Consider the following 20,407-nt stretch of genomic DNA (forward strand, 5'->3'; position numbering starts at 1 on the left):
CAAAATGGAACTACAGTCCTATCATAAAATATATCATATTCATAAAAAATCCAGGGTCAAAAGATGGTTTCTGTTTATCTTTATTGGCGGTATTATCACGCTATTTCTTCCCTGGACACAGAACATTAAAGTAAAGGGAAATGTAACTTCTCTTTATCAGGAACAGCGTCCGCAGCAGCTTAACTCTCCTATCCCCGGAAAAATCATCAAATGGAATGTAAAAAACGGTGATTATGTAAAAAAAGGCGATACGCTGCTTCAGCTTTCGGAAATAAAAGACGATTATCTGGATCCACTTCTTGTCCAGAGAACCCAGCAGCAGGTACAGGCAAAAAAAGGCGTCAGAGAATATTATGAAGCCAAAGCAGGAACAGCCAAAAACCAGCTTCAGGCGTTAAACACGGCAAGAGATCTTAAACTCAATCAACTGAAAATAAAGATCAGCCAGTTAAATAATAAACTAACAGCTGAAGAAGCTGAACTGACCGCTGCTCTTAATGAACTCAGGCTTTCTGAAGATCAGTTTTCCCGACAGAAAAAAATGTATGATGAAGGCCTGGTCTCTCTTACCCAGTTTCAGCAGAGAAGTATCTCATATCAAAATGCGACGGCCAAGAAAACATCCGCAGAAAATAAAGTAGCGCAAACCCGTCAGGAAATTTTAAATACAGGCATTGAACAGAATTCCGTGATTCAGGATTATACGGAAAAGCTGAGCAAAACAGAAGGCGAACGTTTCCAGAGTATGGGCCAGATTGAAGGCAGTGAAGGGGATATTGCGAAACTGGAAAATCAGGTGGCCAATTACAAGGCAAGACAGGGCTTGTATTTCATTATTGCATCACAGGACGGGCAGGTCGTTCAGCTGAATAAGTCCGGAATCGGAGAAGTGCTGAAAGATGGGGAAAATATCGGAACCATTGTTCCTACTAATGTTAATTATGCCGTAGAGATTTATATCAGGCCGGTAGATCTTCCGCTTGTGAAGGAAGGACAGCGCGTGATGTGTATTTTCGATGGATTTCCGGCCATTGTTTTCTCCGGTTGGCCCAATTCAAGCTACGGGACTTTTGCGGGTAAAATAGTAGCCGTGGAAAGCAATATCAGTGGAAACGGGCTTTTCAAAGCACTTATCATTGAAGATCAAAAAGAGAAAAAATGGCCACCCAAAATTAAAATGGGAGCCGGAGTGCAGGGAATTGCCATTCTGAATGATGTGCCGATTTGGTATGAACTATGGAGAAACATCAATGGATTCCCTCCTGATTATTATGAAGTTAAAAATAATGAAGCCGGTTCGTATGAAAAATCTAAATAAAATTCTTTTCATTATTGTCTTTTGTTTTTTTCAATATGGTCAAGCTCAGGATTCACTTAAAATTTCAGCCCAAGAATTTATTTCTGCGGTAAAGAATTATCATCCGCTGGCTTTAAAATATCAACTTCAGAATAAAATAGCCGGGTCCGAAATTACAAAAGCAAGAGGGAATTTCGATCCGGTTCTGGCGGCAAAACTCGGAGAAAAGAATATTGACGGGACACAGTATTATCAACAAAAAAATATAGAGCTGGGCATTCCCACCTGGTATGGAATTGATCTTACAGCAAGCTACAATGATCTGAATGGCCAAAAACTGAATTCCAGTGATACCAAAGGCGGACTTTATCAGATGGGAATCACCATTCCTCTGGCTAAAAATCTGTTGTACGACAAGCGGAGAGCCTTACTCGACCAAGCTAAATTTGCCCTGAAAATGACGGAAGCAGAACAGGCCGTTTTGACCAATGATCTGCTTTTGGACGCAGAAAATACCTACTGGGAATGGGTGCAGAGTTTTGAAATCTACAGACTCCAAAGCAAAGCCGTAGAAATCAACAAAGCCCGTTTAAATTTAACTCAAAAGACTTTTGAATATGGTGAAAGGGCAGCAATAGATACCGTAGAAGCACTTTCGCAGCTTCAGAGCTTTGAACTCCAGCAGCAGGAAGCTTATCTTAATTTTGTAAAAAACACGCAACAGCTTCAGGTGTTTCTATGGAAGGACCATCAGGAGCTTTATGAAATATCGCAACTGATTTATCCTTCTGATGGTCTTTCGAATCATGCTGCCTATTCGGATTTTGAATTTCTGCTTCAGGAGCTTCAGCATAAAACAACAGACAACCATTTATCCGTACTTTATTACTTGGAAAAAAATAATGTACTCGAAAGCGAACGAAAACTGAAATGGCAAAGCTTCCTTCCAAAACTCGACTTCACTTATAATTTCTTCAACAAAGAAAATTACCGTGCTGATTATCTTCCTCTTTTTGACAATAATTTTCAGTATGGATTAAAACTTGAAATCCCGGTTTTTCAAAGAGAAGCCAGAGCCAGTTATCAGATGGCAAAGTTTAAGATCCTCCAGAATCAACTGGATACTAAACTTAAAAAAAGAGAACTGGATACCAAGATGGAAACGTATAAAAATGAGCTGGTAAATTATCATCTCCAGATTAATCTCTCACAAAACAATCTTGCTAATTATCAAAAACTTCTCATGGCGGAAGAAACAAAATACAGCAATGGTGAAAGTTCACTTTTCCTGATCAATTCCAGGGAAAATAAGGTGATAGATGCTCAGGAAAAATTTATTTCAATCAGAACAAAGTTTTTGAAAAGTTTTAACAAACTCAAGTGGATGAAGGAGAACTTCTCTTTATAAAAAATGGTAAAACATCTTATCCATCCGCTTCATCGAATCAATGAAATTGATTCCCTCTTTGCCACCTAAGCTATGCAAGATTAAATTAAAGCTTTGCGTTAAGAAACAAATCATCTGGTATTTTTTAACGCAAAGAAAACTTTATACTGCAGAATAAAGTAAGCTAAGACGGAATCAATTTCATTGATTCGACGAAGGATGAGGGTTAAATTATCCTGATGATTTTAATTACAGAAAGGTTGCATTGCTTTTATTCTTCAGATAATTTTTCTGATTGTGAACCGATGAATGGAATTTTAGGAGCCAGGAAATAACCTGTTAAGCTGGCGAAAAGTATCGGGACGAAATAGGTAAATCCGGTTAATGTTCCCAGAATAATGGTGGTACTCATAGGTGTTCTTGTCACACAGGCATTGATGGCAGCCATACAACTTACAATAGCCAGTGTAGTATCTACCGCAGGAAATAACTGGTGAATAATCAATCCTAAGGTGGTTCCCACAAAAAACAGCGGAATAATAAAGCCGCCTCTCCATCCGGAAGTAACGGTAACCGCAATGGCGATAATTTTAAAAACCAGAATTACAATCAGGAAATTAAGGGCAAAATTCCCGTTGATCAGTTCATTGATTTCATGGTGTCCAAAATATCTCGTGATAGGAAAATTGTAGGCTATAATTCCTAGAATAATTCCTCCCGTCAATGTTTTGATATAGATAGGAAATGATTTGTATTCGAAAATCTTTTTGAAAAACTTAACCACAAAAATAAAAATCCATCCGAATAAAGTACCCACAACACCAAAAGCTGCCGCGTATGCAAAATCATAAACGCCTGTATAATGATAGGCTTTCAGATCCCATGCAGCTCCTATTCCCAAATGAATGATCAGTGCAAACATCACATAGCTGAAACAGCTGGCCACCAATGCCGGAATAATCGCCCTGTAATATTCTACGGCGTGTTTATGATGAAGAATTTCCAGAGAGAACAAACTTCCACCTAATGGGGCTCCGAAAAGTGCCGTAAAACCTGAGGCCATTCCTGCAATACTCAGAGAACGCAGCTCCTCTCCTTTCAATCTGAAAATCTTCCCGAGCCAAGTTCCGGTAGAACCCGTTACCTGAACCAAAGGTGCTTCCGGCCCAAGACTTCCACCCGATGCTACACAAAACAAAGATGAAAGAATCATGGAAGGATTGTTTTTAGGGTCTAATTTCCCTTTATTAAAACGGATATTGTTAACGATAAGGTGAATTTCTCCCGGATCTCCGATAAAATGAATGACCAAGCCAGCCAGCAAACCACATATAGCCATTGTAGGAATCACCATCCAGCCCTGAAATGCTGCCAGAAATTCAGTGAAATGCTCTAGGACAATCCAGTAAAGTCCGGCAATAGTTCCGCCTACCAGACCCGTTAAAGCCCACATGAAAAAAGTACGGCTGAATACAAAAGGATTAAATCTTATAGGCTGATCAAGAAGATTGAATGTTTTTATTAACCGTCTCCTTCTATTGATTTTCATTTAATTTAATTTAAATATTAAAAGAACCTCATCATTTGTTTTACTGTTTTTGAATATGCACATATACACGACAACTCCTTAATAGTACGTGCTATAATCTATTCAAATCTTACTATAATCGGTTGGGAAAACTGTTGGATAATTGGCTTTTTGTTATAGAGCAAAGGCTTTTCCAAAGATCCGATTGCATACAGGAACAATGCACTGATAATATTGAATTCTGTGCCGGATGACCCGCTGTATTTTATTTTTTTGAATTTACCATCCACATCAATAATAAAATTCAATTTACATTGGTAAAGTTCTTCACCGCTGTCCTCTATCAAATAAACCGGAAAATCAACAGTTAAACGCTTTTTTAAATCGGTAAGCTGCTGATAGTTTTCTATTTGAGCTATATCCACAATTTTACTTTTTGTTTCAGCTTGAGGAGCAGCTTCTTGGGGCGACACTGTGTTTGTCTGTATCTCGTTCGTTGCCTTAAATAAAATACTGGTATCAAACTTTCCGGTAATTACATCTTTTTCATATATACTTTGGTACAAATTTTTCAGATTCTGTATTTTTTCACTGTAAAAAGCTCTATATTTTTCACTGTATAAAACAGAATTCTTTTTGTAGTCATAATGACTTATACTATCCGAAAAACGCTTTTGAATATTCTTCACTTCTGTTAAAATATTTCCATTCAGTAGTTTTCTCTTCTCCTGTGCTTCCATCTTGTGAGCACTTAGAAAAAGGAAAAGGAACGCAATAAGAAAACTTGTAAAACGATTATTCATTTTTAAATTTTTCGGTAAGCCACTATGTAAAGTGAGTATATTTTTCTTTCTGCAGATTGAACCGCAATGATTATATTTTTGTCTTGGCAAAATACCAAATCAGCATTCCCCAGCTTAGAATCATAAACAGACCTCCCAGCGGCGTGATAGGCCCTAAGAATTTCAGGTTGGCTCCAAGATAATCCTGTAAGCTTAAAAAATAGATACTGAAAGAAAACAGCATGGTTCCTGCAATCATGAAAATAGAAATCCATTTTTGCGATGAAGTATCAAATTTTAAGATGTATCCTACAACCAATAAAAAGAAGGCTGCATACATCTGATATCTCACTCCCGTTTCAAAACTTTCCAGCCTTTCCACAGATAATATTTTCTTTAAAGCATGTGCTCCGAATGCCCCCAAAATAACGGACAGCATTCCGTATGCCGCACCAAAAATCAAAGTAATTGTTTTCATTTTATAATTCTTCTAATTCTAGATTTAAATATTTTTTTGTTTTGTAATCCTGCCAGGTTCCTGTGATCCTGCTGCCTTTTCTTACAGCCTGAATTTCAGCCCGCTGAATCCATTCTCCTTTGCCTTCATCATAACGATCATTTTCGGTGATGGAAATCTTATCTCCTTTTATCTTTCCGCTCCACTCGATCAGTTTTTTATTTTTATCATACCAATATACCGCAGAGAAGGAAGTTTCACCATTGTCCTGATACAAATGCTTAATCAGAACAGTGATGGGATACTGATCTATTTTCCCTTTCATCAATTTATTCTGGAAGCCGGTAGTTGCTGTATTTCCTGATCCCGACAATAGATTTTTCGCGTAAGAGCTCCAGTATTTTTCAAGATCTTTATACGGGACTTCTATCGAATGGCTGTCGAGATCATCCAGAGCTCTCATCGCATGATTAGAGCATCGCCCGGCAACAAAAGTCAGAGATGTCTTTCCAAAATAAAATTTAATATATTCCAAAGTATTGTCCGTAGAACAACCTTCGTACAACCCGATCTGTTCCTGAACTTCTTCTGTAGGATTTTTTTCTGATTTTAATTGGGTAAGAAAATCATTAATTCTTTTTCTTACTTTTTTATTGATTATATTTTCAACTGCCTTCACCGCACTGGGTTGAAATAAGTCATAAGCATTAATAGCGTTTCCTGTCCGCAGATCAAAATTCTCCCAATTTGAAAAACCTTCCGGATATGCTCCTGAAGCTTCTCCATCCATCGCTATACTTAAAATATTGTCAGGAGTCTGCAATTTTTTCCAGCTGTAGAAATAGACATAGTTGGAATAAGAATTAGTGGCTGTAGAAACCAGTTTAAAGGGATTCCCACCTGAGTCGGGAATATATTCCAGCTCGCTTACCTGCAAATAGGTATTGATCTTTTTTTCTACTAAGGGATTTTTCGAATAGGAAATCAAAGGGAAAACAGAATCTTCAGTTTTGGGCTGCAGATCTGTTATTTTCACCAACTGCTGCTGTGAAAAACTTAAACCTGAAATAAACAAAAAGAATACTATTTTCCGTTTCATTATTTTGATTTGATGTAGATTAAAATAAGTTTCGCTACCAATGTTGAAATTCCAAGAATAATAAAGACATTGGAAAGTTTTTTAGAATTCCTGAAACCCGGAGATGTCGTTTTCTTTAAAAAGATCCCGAATACAATGAATACAAAAGGTAATATAATCTGCAGCATTACTGGCCTCTCATTCTGTTAAACTCATTGATCACCTCATGATGGCTTACCGTCTTATCTTTAAAATAAGTCACAAAATGCTGTTTTTCTTCTTCCGTAGCACCCAACTGATTTAAAATATTCAACAGGTGCATTTTCATGTGTCCTTTCTGAATTCCTGTAGTTACCAGAGAACGGATGGCTCCAAAGTTCTGTGCCAGTCCGGAAACAGCCAGAATACTCATCAGCTGCTGCGCTGAAGGCTTTCCAAGCAGTGCCAGTGAAAACTTAACCAAAGGATGAAGATTCGTAAGTCCGCCCACAACGCCTACAGAAATCGGAAGATCAATCCAGAATCTGAAAATACCGTTGTCAATTGTGCAATGGGTAAGCGATCTGTATCGTCCGTCTCTTGCTGCATACGCATGAGCACAGGCTTCAGTAGCCCTGAAATCATTTCCTGTTGCAATCACTACTGCATCCACACCATTCATGATTCCTTTGTTATGAGTTGTTGCACGGAAAGGTTCAATTTCTGCAATAGTCACCGCCTGTTTGAATTTCCATGCAAATTCTTCCGGAGCAATTCCGCTGTCGTCTTTCAGGTCTTCAATCTTACAGGATACTTCCGCTCTCACCAGACAATCAGGTGTAAAGTTGGAAAGGATATTCATCACAATCTGCAGGGAATTCTTTTCTTCCTGAGTAAAATCTTCAGAGACCGCAATCTCCTGTTTCATCGTTTTTCCAAACTGCTCCAGACATGAATTGATAAAGTTTGCCCCCATGGAATCTACCGTATCAAAACTTGCTTTAAGCTGATAATAATTGGGCATTTCGGCTGTTTTATCAACCAGTTTGATATCCAGAATCCCTCCGCCTCTCTTTCTCATGTTGGCGGTAATCTCTTCAGTCGTTTCGAAGAGTTTTTTCTTTAAATTAAAATTAAAGAAATGAGACAGTTTATGAGATTCTACATTAAAAATAAAATGAGTGTGTCCTAATTTTTCATTGTTGATAATGGTTGTTTTAAATCCTCCTTTATCAATCCAGAATTTAGCTGCTTTTGAAGCCGCTGCCACTACCGAACTTTCTTCCACCGCCATTGGAAGAGCGAATAATTTCCCGTCTATTAAAAAGTTCGGGGCAATTCCGTACGGCATATAGAAATTGGAAATCGTGTTTTCAGAAAACTCATCGTGAAGCTTCTGAAGATCTGTGTTTTCGTTCCAGTATTGTTTTAATATATTTTGATAATCTTCGTTGCCTTCAAGGTATTCATTGACAAGCCAATCCATTTTCCCCTGCTTGGTAAGTTTAGAGAAACCTTCTACCGGTTTATGATTCATAGCATAAATTTAATATGTGTAAAGATAGTAATTTTGTAAGTCACCATTGTTGATAACTTCCATTGAAAAAGGTTGACATTTATCAATTTTGGAACTAATTTTGAACAGAATTTTGATACAAATCATAACATCCTGAAAAAAATATGAACTTTGACCGCCTGAAAGAAAAGCTTGAAATCCTTGCCGATGCAGCGAAATACGATGTTTCCTGCTCATCCAGCGGCGGGACCCGAAAGAATAAAAAAGGCGCTTTAGGAGACAGTTCCGTAAGTGGGATCTGCCATACCTATACGGAAGACGGACGCTGTGTTTCCCTGCTCAAAATTCTCCTCACCAATCACTGCATCTATGATTGTGCTTATTGTGTATCCAGAAGTTCCAATGATATTAAAAGAGCGGGATTTACCGTGGAAGAAGTCGTGGATCTGACGATTAATTTTTACCGAAGAAATTATATTGAAGGGCTTTTTCTGAGTTCCGGTATTTTCAAAAATGCAGATACCACTATGGAGCGTCTTGTGCGGGTAGCCAAGAAACTGCGTCTGGAAGAGAACTTCAATGGCTATATTCACCTGAAATCTATTCCGGGAGCAAGCGATGAACTGATGGAGGAAGCAGCACTGTATGCGGACCGATTATCCGTTAATCTTGAAATTCCTACAGAAAGCGGACTGAAATTATTGGCTCCGGAAAAAAACCGCCAGGATATGATTGCTCCCATGCGTTACATACAAAAAGGAATTGATCAGTATAAAGACGAAAAGAAAATTTTCAGAAAAGTGCCCAAATTTGCTCCTGCCGGACAATCTACACAGATGATCGTGGGAGCTACGAATGAAAATGATTTACAGATTATCAAAGTAGCCGATCATTTTTATAAAAATTTTAATCTGAAAAGAGTCTATTATTCGGGCTATGTCCCAGTTTTGGAAGATAAGAGACTGCCTTCTCTGACAACGGAAGTTCCAATGCTTCGTGAAAACCGTCTCTATCAATCGGATTGGCTGATGCGTTTTTACGGGTTTAAAGCGGAAGAAATTTTAGATCCGACAATGCCGTTTTTAGATTTGGAAGTTGATCCTAAGCTGAGCTGGGCTTTGAGACATCTTCATCAGTTTCCCGTGAATTTGCAGACTGCAGATTATCAAATGATTTTAAGGATTCCGGGAATTGGGGTAAAAACCGCACAAAAAATTGTGAGTGCAAGACGTTTTCAGGTTTTGAATATGGACCATCTGAAAAAATTGGGAGCTGCCGTCAACCGCGCCAAATATTTCATTGATTTCACTGCGGGAAATGCTTATCTGAAATACCTGACTGATCAGAATTTCAGGCAACTTCTCATCGGCGGAAGTTCTTCCAAATTTCACAACCAGTTTTCGCAGCAGCTGAGTTTGTTTTAAATGGATTGAAAGATTAAAAAATTTAAAAATTAAAATATTGAAGACTGGAAATTATCTATTTAACTGTAACCCAATCAACACATCAACACATTATCAAATCAACACATCCCAATGACTACACTTCTCTACGACGGCAGTTTCGACGGACTTTTAACCGCCATATTCGAAGTTTTTGAATATCGTTATAAGGACGTGGAAATTGTAAGCAGAGAAAGGTTTCATCAGGAAAATATTTTTGCAGAAATTCATGAGGTGATTACACAAAATGACAAATCTGAAAGAGTTTTAAATAAATTAGAACAGAATATCGGGAAATCAGGAATTCATGAATTGTTGAAGGTTTATTTATCGGAAGATCCGGAACTGGAGCAGCTTATTTTTTCAGCCATCCAACAGTCTATCCAACATCCTGATAAAAATATTCTGCAAAATTATGCAGATCATGATATTTTAAAAATTTCTAAAATCTGTAAATCTGTCAGTCGGGAAAGGCATCGAATGACGGCTTTTGTCCGTTTTGAAAAAATGCAGGATGGTGTTTTCTTTGCCAAAATCGATCCTGATTTTAATGTCATTCCTTTGATCCGGAAACATTTTAAAGACCGTTATCAGGATCAAAAATGGATGATTTATGATTTAAGGAGAAATTATGGAATTCTCTATGATCTGGAAACCTGTGATTTTTTTTATCCTGAAGAAAAATTAGACCTGCAAAAATATCAGCAAAAATTCCACGATGAGGAAAAGAACTACCAAACCTTATGGCAGCGGTATTTCACAAAAACCAATATTACAGAACGCAAAAACCTGAAGCTTCATGTGCAGCATGTTCCGAAGAGATATTGGAAATATTTGACCGAAAAATGGTAGCCGGAAATCTCATATTGTGGATAACTTTTTATTTCGACGAAAAAAGATCTTATTTCAAATTCTATTTTCGAACTTTTTATTTAAACTATTAATTTTGTAACAGATATAATTCACAAAAATCGATAACTCATATTGTGGATAACTTTTTCCCGTTAACATACAGTTAATATTGGATTTGTTTCAACTTTATTTTTCACCTGAAAATCCAACAAAAAAGTCACTCCTTAGGAAAATAAGACTTTGAAAAGGTCATATAATCATATGTAAATCTGCAATGTATGGGATAAAAAATCAAATCAACATTTTTACTTTGTGGATAACTTTCACTTTTTAATGGTTCTTAAAGCTTTCCTGACAATATATTGAGTCTCTTTTGTAGGATTTTCACGAAGCCATTCATCACAAATCTCTATGACAAACTCGGGTTGTGATTTGCTGGCATCATTCAGCCAATTTCCAACGCTGTCCTGAACATATCGGGATGAATCAGATCGTAAAGGTTCTAAAATTTCAAGTCCCAACCCGGGATTTTGTTTTAAAACATCAATATGTTCACACCAAACTCCTCTCGGTCTGGTAGACTCACTGGAAAAACGTCTGATATATTCATTTTCGTGAGCTGTCCATTTGGATAAAATTGAAAGACTTTCTTCAAGATTACCGGCAATATCCGGTCTCACGGCCATCCAGCAAATTTCCCGCACTCCAAAATGGAAGTCGGAAGCAAATGGCTGAATCTGTTCCAGTTTTTGCTGTATCGTTAAAGCTTCATTTCTACCGATCATGTAGGTTCCCCAACATCTCACAAGATCTGATGTATGACCGGAAACTACAGAAAAAAATCCTTCATCATTATGTTTTAAAATTTCATCCAGGATGCCTGTACCAATAGCTTGATTAACGGTATTAACGGTTTGTTTTTTCAGATTGCTAACCGCACCCAGTATGGGATCCAGGTATTCTTTTCTGCTATTTTGCAGCAGAAAATTCTCCAAAAGCAGTTTCTGATCTACCGCCAGCCATTCTGTGAGATTGACACTTTCAATTTCGCCGCGATTTAACTGATCTAAGATATTGGCAGGAATATCTTTTGTGGAGCGGGCTCCTTTACGCTTTTCAGTCATCTTCTTATTCATGTAAATGGTTAACTTTACAAAAGTCTGAAAGTGGATTAAAATAGGCAATAGCGCATATTTTTCTCCCATAGTGACAAAAAAGTCAATTTTATGAAAACAAAGATAAAAGTTGAAGAAAATAAAATCTGTCCGTTGGAAATGGCCGTCAATACCATCAGTGGAAAATGGAAAATTCCTATTGTGTGGCAGATTCATGAAGGGAAGAAACGTCCGAGTGAATTTCTCCGCGGTATCGTTAAAGTAGACCGCAGAGTTTTGAATCAACAGCTCAATGAGATGGTGCAGGATGGCATTTTGGTTAAACAGTCGTTTAATGAATTGCCTCCCAGAGTTGAATATACTCTAACAGAGCTTGGTGAAAAACTGGTACAGATTCTCTGGCAGCTGAATGACTGGGGAAAGATTTTAATCACTGAAAATGAGGAAGTTTAACAAATTTCATTCATGTAAATTGAACAAAGAACAAAGAATAGAGAACACAGATAAAACGCAAACATATATGTAAATCTGTGAAATCCGTGGTTAAAAAAACATTTCATCTTCAAAAAATCCATCATATTTGTAATTCAATAAAAACCACATGAAAAAAACTATTTCCATATTAATGACTGCATTAATCACATCAGCATGCAGTAATGACAAAGCCATATCAGGAAGTAAGACCAATATTGCAGAGGTCATAACTCAGGAAAATCCTGTTCAAATCGATAAAAATAAAAATACAATCAGAGAGCGATTTTCCGCCCCTGAAGGCTATACATGGATGGAAGAAAAGCCCGGTTCTTTTGGATATTTTATTGAGAATTTTAAACTTAAACCTTATGGGAGCCAGATTATGAAATATGACGGAACGGCCATTGCCACACAGGATCTTCACGAGGCTGTTTTCGATATTGACACCGGGAATAAAGACCTGCAGCAATGTGCTGATGCTGCTATCCGGCTGCGGGCAGAATATCTCTATAAAGCCCAAAAGTATGATGAGATTCAGTTTCATTTTACAAGTGGAGATCTGGTTTCATGGAATAATTATAAAAACGGAATCCGGACATTTGTTAACGGAAATTCGGTGCGTTTCAGAAAGGCAGCAGGTTTTGATAATTCCTATCAGAATTTCAGAAAGTATCTGGACCTGATCTTCAACTATGCAGGAACTATTTCATTAAACAAGGAAACTCAGCCTGTTTTAAAGACTTCAGCCCTGAAAACGGGTGATATTCTGATTACACCGGGAAGTCCCGGACATATTGTTTTCATATCCGGAGTATGCAAAAATAAAGAGGGCGAAAAGTTATTTTTATTAAGCGAGGGCTTTACTCCTGCCCAATCCATTCATACGCTTTCCAATCCTTTTGAAAAAAATATTTCGCCGTGGTACCGTCTTGATGTAAATTCTCCGGAAACGAAAACAGCGAGGTATTTTTTTAAACCTACAAATTTTAGAAGCTTTTAATTATTTATATTCAAAAGTCTTATCAACTTACTGCCATTATCTGAACTTGTTTTTGTAAATTTGTGTTCGAAATTTTTTACTAGATGAAAGAGAGTGCTGTAAAAAAAATTGCGGTTCTTACTTCAGGAGGTGACTCTCCGGGTATGAATGCAGCATTGAGGGCGGTAGTAAGAACCGCCAACTATTATAATATTGAATGCTACGGAGTAAGAGAAGGCTATAATGGGCTTATTCACAACGATTTCCTGAAAATGGGACCTCGTTCCGTAAAAAATATAATCAACCAGGGTGGTACTATTTTGAAATCTGCCCGTTCCGCAGAATTTAGAACCAAAGAAGGCCGTCAGAAAGCTTATGAAAACTGTATAAAGCTTGGTATTGAAGGCTTGGTCTGCATCGGAGGAGACGGAACTTTCACGGGAGCTAAAGTTTTTAATGAAGAATTTGGAATCCGTGTAATTGGTGTTCCCGGAACTATTGATAACGACATTTTCGGAACTGATAACACAATCGGTTACGACACCGCGCTGAATACGGCAATGGATGCGATTGATAAAATCCGTGATACGGCCACGTCTCACAACAGGGTTTTCTTTGTGGAGGTAATGGGTCGTGATGCCGGTTTTATTGCTTTAAACAGTGGATTGGCAACGGGTGCTCTGGATATTTTAATTCCTGAGAAAAAAGACAGTATCGATGAGCTTTTCGCTAATTTCAGAACTGCTGAAAAATCAGGAAAATCATCAAGTATCGTAGTAGTAGCAGAAGGTGAAAAGCTGGCTAACGTTTACGAACTGGCAGAAAAAACAAAACTGGCGTTCCCTGATTATGATATTCGTGTAGCGATTTTGGGCCATATGCAAAGAGGAGGTTCTCCGAGCTGTGCCGACAGAGTTTTGGCGAGCAGACTGGGCTATGGTGCGGTAACAGGATTAATGGAAGGGCAAACCAACGTAATGGCAGGAATGCGTTCCAACGATGTGGTGTATACGCCTATCGAAGAGGCCATCAAAAAACATAATGAAATCAATCAGGATCTTTTACTGATTTCAGAAATTTTAGCAATCTAATATTTTTAATATAATTTAAAACAAACTATTATGTCAACAATTAAAGTAGGTATCAACGGGTTTGGTAGAATTGGACGTCTTGTTTTCAGAGCAATGACTGAAAGAGATAACATCGAAGTAGTAGGAATCAATGACCTTATCGATGCTACATACATGGCTTATATGCTTAAATATGATTCTGTACACGGGATTTTCCCAGGTGAAGTTTCTGTAGAAGGTAATGACCTTGTAGTAAACGGAAAAAGAATCAGAGTAACAGCTGAAAGAGATCCTAGCAACCTTAAATGGAACGAAATCGGTGCTGATTACGTAGTGGAATCTACAGGTTTATTTTTAGATAAAGAAAATGCTGCAAAACACATTACTGCAGGTGCTAAAAAAGTAATCCTTTCTGCTCCATCTAAAGACGATACTCCAATGTTCGTAATGGGTGTGAACCACAAAGAACTTACTGATGATGTTAAAATCCTGTCAAACGCATCTTGTACAACTAACTGTTTAGCTCCTTTAGCTAAAGTAATCCACGATAACTTCGGAATCGTTGAAGGTCTTATGACTACCGTACATGCTACAACAGCAACTCAGAAAACAGTTGACGGTCCTTCTATGAAAGACTGGAGAGGAGGAAGAGCTGCTCTTAACAACATTATCCCTTCTTCTACAGGTGCTGCTAAAGCGGTAGGAAAAGTAATCCCTTCACTTAACGGAAAACTTACCGGTATGTCTTTCAGAGTACCAACTGTAGACGTTTCTGTAGTAGACCTTACCGTAAGATTAGAAAAAGCTACTTCTTACGATGAGATCTGTGCTGCTATCAAAGCTGCTTCTGAAGGTGAATTAAAAGGAATCTTAGGATACACTGAAGATGCAGTGGTTTCTCAGGATTTCGTAGGAGATAAGAGAACTTCTATCTTCGACAAAGATGCTGGTATCATGCTTTCTCCAAACTTCGTAAAACTTGTTTCCTGGTATGACAATGAAATGGGTTACTCAAACAAGTTGGTAGATATGCTTGTACACGCTGCTTCTTTATAATTAGTTATGAGCAATTAGCGATACATAATAAAAGCCTTCCTGATGGGAAGGCTTTTTTAAATTTTTATAATTAAGTTTATAGTGCAAACATAAGAGTAAAATATATAAAAGAAACAAGTAATTCTATTCTTAATAATTGTCTTAACTATAAACTATTTTGCTACAAAAGGATTCTTATCAAATCTAAAGGATATTCCTACAAATGGATTTACCCTGTATTGCATTTTGTTCAAATTATCTGATGTCACTGAACTGTCAATTGACTGCCCTACCGTGTAATCTGTATTTGGGCGGTTCTGCTTATGTACGGCAACTCCTGCTGATAAAATAATATTCTGTCCAATTCCCAGAGCACCACCTGCAAAGATAGACAGTTCTTCAAAATTATATCCTAAACCACCTGTGAATCCGGGAGAAAAGTTCTTTTGATTGTTCATAAATGTAAACATAATACTGGGCATCAGGTCCATCGTTTTACCATCTCTGTTTTGTACAACTACATTATCTACAGACGTAAATCTGGAGTGATTGGTGTGAAAAACAGCATTTCCCCCGAAAGAAGTAGTCCATTTCCAGTCAGATTCACTTTTTATAATATATATTCTTTTTTTGTCTTCTCCTGTAACTCCAATGTGCAGAATATATTTTGTATTGCTTTTAAAATTAAGTTCCGCTACCGCTTCATTGTTAAGGGAAGAGCTTTCTGGAATCCCGTCTTTTTTATCTGTACCTGTTTTTAACGGTTCATATTCAACTGCCTTTTTAAAAATCACCAAACTTTTTAACTGGGAAGATGGTATATAGAGCTTATAATTTCCTTTTTCAACAGGAACTTCAATACTGTCAATTTTAACCGATAAATCTATAGTAATACTTCTATTAATAACAATTTTATTGTTAACAATTTCTTCTGCTTTTTCAACTTTTATTTGTGCAAAAAAGATGATAGGCGTAAAAATTACGAAAGCAAAAATCTTTAATAATAAATAAGTTTTCATGGCTATTAGTTTTGTACAAAGTTTGGAAATCCATGAATACAAGTAAATTACCCGTTCGGGTGATTTTAAGATAACAAGAAAGATAAGTGCATAAAAAAGAAAAAGCCTCTCCAGCAATGAGAGGCCATTAGTTTATCATTTTCAAACAACTAAAAAGAAAAGAGTAAACCGTTTTTATAACATTCATTATTAACTTTAAAATAAAAGCCGTTTTTACTGACGGCAGGTGAATAGATTGATGATCAATATTTCAATAATTAATAAAATAATAGAAAATATTTAATCATTAAACAAATCATAATAGAATACAATGAGATGTCATGGTTATTAGTTAGTACAAAGTTTGGAATTTTATCAAAGTAAAAAAATCCCCCTTTTGTGGTATTTTGTAAGTATTTTAGCTATTTTAGCATAAAACTATTTATCCATGGAGAATTCGGAAAAGAAACACCCTCTCATTGAAGTTTGGAATACTTACCCCGGTATCAGAAGAGACAGAGAAATACTGAACAGACTTCCCGTGGAACGTATTATAGGAGAAATGTTTGCCATTGGTGAATTCTACTATTATGCACTAAATCTTACCAACAGTACACTTTCTCACCATCATGAAAATATTCTGAAACTGCATGGTCTCACCGGCTATCCTGAAAATTTAAAAGAAGTTATCGACCTTACCCATCCTGATGATATTAAATTTGTAATGCAGGCCGAACAAACCCTCATTGACAAAATGAGAGAAATAGGCCTGGAACACCAGCTTTATATTAAATGTAGCTATTGTTTCCGAATGAAAACGGCGGAGGGAAATTATGAACTCTTCCATCATCAATCCGTTATCACTATGGAAGATGAAATGGGTATTCCCGTTCAGGCAATAAACATTCATACCAATATCCATCATATTACAAAAGAAAACCCTTATACAGTCCTGATTTCCGGGATTGGTCCAAGAAATGATTTTCATCAGATCAGACTGGATTGCTTTTCAAAACCTGCCCATTTTTCTGAACACTTAACGAAAAGAGAAATGGAAATTCTTGCTCTTATCACCAAAGGATATTCAGGGCCTGAAATTGCTCAGGCATTGATCCTTTCAGAACATACAGTACGTACACACAGAAAAAATATTTTACGAAAAACAGATTCCAGAAACTGTAAAGAACTTGTGAAAAAAGCTTTTGAGAGTGGACTTGTCTGATCCCCTCCCATTAAACACAAAGCCTGACAAATCTCACCAGGGAATTTCGGTGCAAAACTTGTATTTTTATATACAATGGAAGTAACGATTATACAACCCCGTTTTAATGATGCCCCACACTTCAGAGATTTTTGGGAGAAAGGCAATGGAAAACAGCTTATTGAATTTTCCGGAGCGGAAGTAAATTTTAAAGACTTTCAAAAATTTTCGCCCTATTTTTACCATGTGGATGAAGTGGGTGACGCAGTAGTAAAAGATGTCTATTTTACGAAAAAATTTCACGAAGCATCAAGAGAGATTGAAGAATATATACGAAACGGTGTTTCCGAAGCAGATCCTGTTCCCCAAAGTGTAAAAGAACTTTTTACCCAAACTCAACAAATTCCCGAATGGCTTGATTATCACCTCTTGAAAAGCGGTGCAGAGCTCTGTATGCGAAGCAACCTGGATTCATTGATCTCGTTAAGGGATTACTGTTTGATAGGAGGCTATGATTATGCCTATCTCAACAAGCCTCTAACTGCTACAGAAGCATTGAAAAAAGGGGCTGTGAAACGTCTTTCGGAAACCCTGGATTTTTGGGTAAATGCAACCCGCTATGATGCATTGGAACTTCATGCAAAAGGATATGAGTTTGCCATAAAAACGCGCCTTATTCACTCCTATGCCCGCCTTTCTATAAAAAAACACTATAAACAGTGGGATGCGGAAAACTGGGGAGAACCCATTAATTCCTGGGATATGATGGCCACCTATATCGGCTTCAGCCTTGTTTTTCTTCACAGTCTTCAAAAATTGGGAAATACATTTTCAGTAGAAGAAGAAAAAGGGATCTTCCATTTGTGGAAATATGTAGGATATTTATTGGGGATTCCAGAACCGCTTCTTCCGGACAATAAAAAACAGGCTACGGAATATTTTTATCTGTGGACTTCTATGCAGCCTCCTTCCGATAAAGACTCCATACTTCTGGCTCATTCTCTTCTGAATGAATCGCTGGAAAATCCTATCTTAAAATTCAAATTCCAAAGAAAAAATCTAAGGTATCTCCATATCTGCTGTACATGGTTTTTACTGGATGATGAAGTATGTAAAAGACTGCAGGTTCCGGAAGTTTCTAACAGAAATCTGTTTCCAAAGGCTAAGATCCTGTTCAATAAAATTTATGATCAGCTGGTAAGCCGAAATGCCAGAATAAAAAGAGGAAACAAAGATCAGATGAAGGTTCTGGAAGATTATCTTAGAATAACAAAGACTTCCAATTTTCATTAGAAGAAAGGAAGATATCTGTTTAATGATAGTAAAAAATTGTTCTTTAACTCTGCTGTCATAAAACTTTTACATCCTATTCGTAATGAATAACATCAGGCTAAAATTTTAATTATTTTTTAACTTAAAAAACGGTTTATCACCCTAAATAATATTAGCTTTTGATCTTTAAATTATGTATTTTTGAGAAATTATTTAATAGAGATGAGTAACATTGATGATAAGAAAAAAGCACTGGCACTGGTGCTTGACAAGCTAGATAAAACATACGGAAAAGGAACGGTAATGACTTTGGGAGATGATTCCGTAGATAATACAATAGAGGTAATTCCTTCAGGATCTTTAGGACTGGACATCGCGTTAGGTGTAGGCGGCTATCCAAGAGGAAGAATCATTGAAATATATGGTCCGGAATCTTCAGGTAAAACAACCCTAACCCTTCATGCCATTGCTGAAGCACAGAAAGCCGGTGGTATTGCTGCATTTATTGATGCGGAACATGCATTTGACAGAACTTACGCTGCCAAACTGGGAATTGACCTAGAAAACCTTATTATTTCACAGCCGGATAACGGTGAGCAGGCATTGGAAATTGCTGACAACCTTATCCGTTCAGGAGCAATTGATATCGTGGTTATTGACTCGGTAGCAGCGCTTACTCCAAAAGCAGAAATTGAAGGCGAAATGGGAGACTCTAAAATGGGTCTTCACGCAAGATTAATGTCTCAGGCATTAAGAAAACTGACTGCTACTATTTCAAGAACGAAATGTACGGTAATTTTTATCAACCAGTTGAGAGAAAAAATCGGTGTTATGTTCGGAAATCCTGAAACAACTACCGGTGGTAACGCCCTTAAATTCTACGCTTCTGTAAGAATTGATATCAGAAAGGCAAGTGCTCCAATTAAAAACGGTGATGAAGCTATCGGAAGCCGTGTGAAAGTAAAAATTGTGAAAAATAAAGTAGCCCCTCCTTTCAAACAGGCTGAATTCGACATTATGTATGGTGAAGGAGTCTCTAAAGTAGGTGAAATTCTTGATACAGCTGTTGATAAAGGAATTGTGAAGAAAAGTGGTTCTTGGTTCAGCTATGAAGAGACTAAGTTAGGCCAAGGGCGTGATGCAGTAAAGGATGTTTTAAGAGATAACCCTGAGCTTGCGGAGGAACTTGAAAATAAAATTAAAGAAGAACTGAAGAATAACAAATAGTTTTTCTCAGATTTATGATATTGAAGACAGCTTTTGGGCTGTCTTTTTTTTGTAATTATTAGTTTGTTGTTTTTTTGACCACATATCGACACAGATGTTTGTGTGATTATTGTATTGGGAAGAGTTTTATGTTTTTAAGGTTTTAAGGTTTGGCTAAAGCCTGGGGAATGGGTGATATCGGGTAAGCGGGCTAAAGCCCGCTCCTAGAGAATTAATTTCATTGATTCTTTATAAGCTGATGGATAAGTCATACCTATTCTTGACAAGAAGATTAATTTTATTGACCACGGATGGCACAGATTGACACAGATGTTGATGTGATTATTGTATTGGGGAAGAGTTTTATGTTTTTAAGGTTTTAGGGTTTGGCTAAAGCCTAATGCATAGATGATATCGGATAAGCGGGCTAAAGCCCACTCCTAATGAATATATAGGATACAAATATGATATGATATGATAGACGATTAAGAAGTATTGAGCGGTAAAGATTAGCTATGGCTGCAATATAACCGCAAGGATAAACAAAGAATAGATTACAGACAGACCGTAGAAGTAAGGTAAACAAAGGCGTAAACTTATCTAAAGGAAGACAAGGGGATTGAAGAAAAGAAAAGAAAAGAAAAGAAAAGAAAAGAAAAGAAAGAAAGAAAGAAAGAAAGAAAGAAAGAAAGGCAAAAAATAAGATTCATATATCCTGCTTACCGCTTAGATCATAAGT

18 protein-coding genes are annotated in these 20,407 nt (G+C 37.1%); 11 read left to right on the forward strand and 7 right to left on the reverse strand.

Annotation, left to right across the window (positions count from 1 at the left end; all coding sequences use genetic code 11):
• Nucleotides 1-4 precede the first annotated feature (4 nt).
• Complete coding sequence (locus ACM46_RS08110; RefSeq protein WP_048506112.1) at nucleotides 5-1,318, forward strand: HlyD family secretion protein; 1,314 nt, start codon at nucleotides 5-7, stop codon at nucleotides 1,316-1,318.
• Nucleotides 1,302-2,705, forward strand: coding sequence for a TolC family protein (locus tag ACM46_RS08115; protein WP_048506113.1), 1,404 nt, complete (start codon nucleotides 1,302-1,304; stop codon nucleotides 2,703-2,705). The genes ACM46_RS08110 and ACM46_RS08115 overlap by 17 nt, the downstream gene beginning before the upstream one ends.
• Nucleotides 2,706-2,955: 250 nt before the next feature.
• On the opposite strand, the gene ACM46_RS08120 is transcribed toward ACM46_RS08115, so the two are convergent.
• The 5 genes from ACM46_RS08120 to ACM46_RS08140 form a co-directional block, all read right to left on the reverse strand.
• Nucleotides 2,956-4,233: a chloride channel protein gene (locus ACM46_RS08120; protein ID WP_048506114.1), complete on the reverse strand. Its 1,278-nt coding sequence runs from the start codon at nucleotides 4,231-4,233 to the stop codon at nucleotides 2,956-2,958.
• A gap of 98 nt (nucleotides 4,234-4,331) precedes the next feature.
• Nucleotides 4,332-5,015, reverse strand: coding sequence for a hypothetical protein (locus tag ACM46_RS08125; protein WP_048506115.1), 684 nt, complete (start codon nucleotides 5,013-5,015; stop codon nucleotides 4,332-4,334).
• Between the two features lie 70 nt (nucleotides 5,016-5,085).
• Nucleotides 5,086-5,472 carry a DUF423 domain-containing protein gene (locus ACM46_RS08130; protein WP_048506116.1) on the reverse strand — a complete coding sequence of 129 codons (387 nt, stop codon included), beginning with the start codon at nucleotides 5,470-5,472 and terminating at the stop codon, nucleotides 5,086-5,088.
• Between the two features lies 1 nt (nucleotide 5,473).
• Complete coding sequence (locus ACM46_RS08135) at nucleotides 5,474-6,550, reverse strand: hypothetical protein (protein WP_048506117.1); 1,077 nt, start codon at nucleotides 6,548-6,550, stop codon at nucleotides 5,474-5,476.
• 166 nt (nucleotides 6,551-6,716) lie between these two features.
• Nucleotides 6,717-8,045 carry a hydroxymethylglutaryl-CoA reductase, degradative gene (locus ACM46_RS08140; RefSeq protein ID WP_048506118.1) on the reverse strand — a complete coding sequence of 443 codons (1,329 nt, stop codon included), beginning with the start codon at nucleotides 8,043-8,045 and terminating at the stop codon, nucleotides 6,717-6,719.
• 143 nt (nucleotides 8,046-8,188) lie between these two features.
• Here ACM46_RS08140 and ACM46_RS08145 point away from each other — a divergent pair, with 143 nt between their 5' ends.
• Together ACM46_RS08145 and ACM46_RS08150 are read left to right on the forward strand one after the other, a co-directional pair.
• Complete coding sequence (locus ACM46_RS08145; RefSeq protein WP_048506119.1) at nucleotides 8,189-9,448, forward strand: putative DNA modification/repair radical SAM protein; 1,260 nt, start codon at nucleotides 8,189-8,191, stop codon at nucleotides 9,446-9,448.
• A gap of 111 nt (nucleotides 9,449-9,559) precedes the next feature.
• Nucleotides 9,560-10,318 carry a TIGR03915 family putative DNA repair protein gene (locus ACM46_RS08150; RefSeq protein ID WP_048506120.1) on the forward strand — a complete coding sequence of 253 codons (759 nt, stop codon included), beginning with the start codon at nucleotides 9,560-9,562 and terminating at the stop codon, nucleotides 10,316-10,318.
• 323 nt (nucleotides 10,319-10,641) lie between these two features.
• On the opposite strand, the gene ACM46_RS08155 is transcribed toward ACM46_RS08150, so the two are convergent.
• Nucleotides 10,642-11,454 carry a DNA alkylation repair protein gene (locus tag ACM46_RS08155; protein WP_241485981.1) on the reverse strand — a complete coding sequence of 271 codons (813 nt, stop codon included), beginning with the start codon at nucleotides 11,452-11,454 and terminating at the stop codon, nucleotides 10,642-10,644.
• A gap of 90 nt (nucleotides 11,455-11,544) precedes the next feature.
• Here ACM46_RS08155 and ACM46_RS08160 point away from each other — a divergent pair, with 90 nt between their 5' ends.
• From ACM46_RS08160 to gap, 4 genes are all read left to right on the forward strand, one after another.
• Nucleotides 11,545-11,886, forward strand: a complete 342-nt coding sequence (locus tag ACM46_RS08160; protein ID WP_048506121.1) for a winged helix-turn-helix transcriptional regulator — start codon at nucleotides 11,545-11,547, stop codon at nucleotides 11,884-11,886.
• Nucleotides 11,887-12,034: 148 nt separating this feature from the next.
• Complete coding sequence (locus ACM46_RS08165; protein WP_048506122.1) at nucleotides 12,035-12,907, forward strand: DUF4846 domain-containing protein; 873 nt, start codon at nucleotides 12,035-12,037, stop codon at nucleotides 12,905-12,907.
• Nucleotides 12,908-12,990: 83 nt separating this feature from the next.
• A complete protein-coding gene (pfkA, locus tag ACM46_RS08170; protein WP_048506123.1) occupies nucleotides 12,991-13,977 on the forward strand; it encodes a 6-phosphofructokinase in 987 nt (328 codons plus the stop codon).
• Between the two features lie 30 nt (nucleotides 13,978-14,007).
• Complete coding sequence (gene gap, locus ACM46_RS08175) at nucleotides 14,008-15,012, forward strand: type I glyceraldehyde-3-phosphate dehydrogenase (protein ID WP_048506124.1); 1,005 nt, start codon at nucleotides 14,008-14,010, stop codon at nucleotides 15,010-15,012.
• 152 nt (nucleotides 15,013-15,164) lie between these two features.
• On the opposite strand, the gene ACM46_RS08180 is transcribed toward gap, so the two are convergent.
• Entirely contained in the window at nucleotides 15,165-16,010 is an 846-nt protein-coding gene (locus tag ACM46_RS08180) for a hypothetical protein (RefSeq protein WP_048506125.1), read from the reverse strand.
• A 427-nt stretch (nucleotides 16,011-16,437) separates the two neighbouring features.
• On the opposite strand from ACM46_RS08180, the gene ACM46_RS08185 reads away from it, so the two are divergent.
• From ACM46_RS08185 to recA, 3 genes are all read left to right on the forward strand, one after another.
• Nucleotides 16,438-17,211, forward strand: a complete 774-nt coding sequence (locus tag ACM46_RS08185; protein ID WP_048506126.1) for a response regulator transcription factor — start codon at nucleotides 16,438-16,440, stop codon at nucleotides 17,209-17,211.
• A gap of 75 nt (nucleotides 17,212-17,286) precedes the next feature.
• A complete protein-coding gene (locus tag ACM46_RS08190; RefSeq protein WP_048506127.1) occupies nucleotides 17,287-18,483 on the forward strand; it encodes an oxygenase MpaB family protein in 1,197 nt (398 codons plus the stop codon).
• Nucleotides 18,484-18,684: 201 nt separating this feature from the next.
• On the forward strand, nucleotides 18,685-19,689 hold the full coding sequence (gene recA, locus ACM46_RS08195) for a recombinase RecA (protein ID WP_048506128.1): 1,005 nt from the start codon (nucleotides 18,685-18,687) through the stop codon (nucleotides 19,687-19,689).
• Nucleotides 19,690-20,407: the final 718 nt, after the last annotated feature.

The sequence above is a fragment of the Chryseobacterium angstadtii genome (genome assembly GCF_001045465.1).
Classification (GTDB): domain Bacteria; phylum Bacteroidota; class Bacteroidia; order Flavobacteriales; family Weeksellaceae; genus Chryseobacterium; species Chryseobacterium angstadtii.